This is a genomic window from Comamonas sp. (assembly GCF_036666375.1).
Lineage (GTDB): Bacteria > Pseudomonadota > Gammaproteobacteria > Burkholderiales > Burkholderiaceae_C > Comamonas.
On sequence record NZ_JAVWWA010000052.1, the window covers coordinates 30,846 to 32,270 of the forward strand.

Below are 1,425 nucleotides of genomic sequence, written 5' to 3' on the forward strand. Positions count from 1 at the left end.
GTGCGCCAGGCCAGCCTGGCGCTGGCCGCGCCGCTGTCGGCCGAAGACTGCTGCGTGCAGTCCATGCCCGATGCCAGCCCGGTCAAATGGCATCTGGCCCACACCACCTGGTTTTTCGAGACCTTTGTGCTTGAGCCGCATGAGCCGGGCTTTGCACCGTTTCACCCGGCGTTTCGCGTGCTGTTCAACTCCTACTATCAGGGCGTGGGCGCGCGCCATCCGCGCGCCCAGCGCGGGCTGATCACGCGCCCCGGGCTGCAGCAGGTGCTGGACTACCGCGCCCAGGTCGATGCGCGCATGCAGGCGCTGCTGGCCGGCGAACGCGCCGCGTCGCTGGCGGCGCTGATCGCGCTGGGACTGCAGCATGAGCAGCAGCACCAGGAGCTGCTGCTGACCGACATCAAGCACCTGCTGTCGTGCAATCCGCTGGCGCCCGCCTATGCGGACGCTGAAAACCCGCGGGTGTCGGTGCAGCCGGCTGCGCTGCGCTGGCTGCCGCAGGACGCCGGCCTGCAACAGATCGGCCATGCGGGCCAGGGCTTTGCGTTTGACAACGAGGCGCCGCGCCACAGCGTCTATCTGAACGCGTTTGCGCTGGCCTCGCGCCCGGTCAGCAATGCCGAATACCAGGCGTTTGTCGACGGCGGCGGCTATGCCGAGCCCGGCCATTGGCTGTCGGAGGGCTGGGACTGGCTGCAGGCCCAGCGGCGCACGGCTCCCCTGTATTGGCAGCGCCAGGACGCTGGCGGCTGGGCCGAATTTACGCTGCATGGCCTGCAGCCGCTCGAGCCGGCACAGCCCGTCGTGCATCTGAGCTATTACGAGGCCGACGCCTATGCGCGCTGGGCGGGCGCGCGCCTGCCGACCGAAGCCGAATGGGAATGCGCGGCGCCGCAGCTGGCCAGGCCGGCATCGACAGCGCAGCGCCTGCACCCCGCGGCGCAGGCCGCGCCCGGCGAAGTCTGGGAATGGACCCAGTCGAGCTATGCGCCTTACCCGGGGTTTCGCCCCGCCGCAGGCGCGGTCGGCGAGTACAACGGCAAGTTCATGGTCAACCAGTACGTGCTGCGCGGCGGCTCCTGCGCCTCGCCGCCCAGCCATGTGCGGCCCACCTACCGCAACTTCTTTCCGGCCGGCGCCTGCTGGCAGTTCACCGGTCTGCGCCTGGCGCGCGACCTCTGAAACGCGCTACACCGCCAGCTGCGCAAACACCGTTTCCTCGGGTGCATGCCGCTGCGCCAGCGGTGATTGCGCCATGATTCTTTGCCCGTCCGGCAGCTGCAGGCTGTAGATCAGGTGGCTGCCGCGGAACTTGCATTCGAGCACCGTCGCGGCAATTCCGCTCGCGCCCAGCCGCAGGTGCTCGGGGCGCAGCAGCACCTGCACTTCATTGCCCAGCGCATAGTTCGGCTGCGCGGCGGGCAG

Annotated in this window: 2 protein-coding genes; one reads left to right on the forward strand and one right to left on the reverse strand. The window is 69.5% G+C overall.

All coding sequences use genetic code 11. The annotated features are described in order from the left end of the window. Positions 1 to 1,182 (forward strand): ergothioneine biosynthesis protein EgtB (gene egtB, locus RR928_RS13905; protein WP_332682970.1); only part of this gene is annotated, 1,182 nt, incomplete at its 5' end. A 6-nt stretch (positions 1,183 to 1,188) separates the two neighbouring features. On the opposite strand, the gene RR928_RS13910 is transcribed toward egtB, so the two are convergent. Further along, positions 1,189 to 1,425 (reverse strand): TOBE domain-containing protein (locus RR928_RS13910; RefSeq protein ID WP_332537963.1); only part of this gene is annotated, 237 nt, incomplete at its 5' end.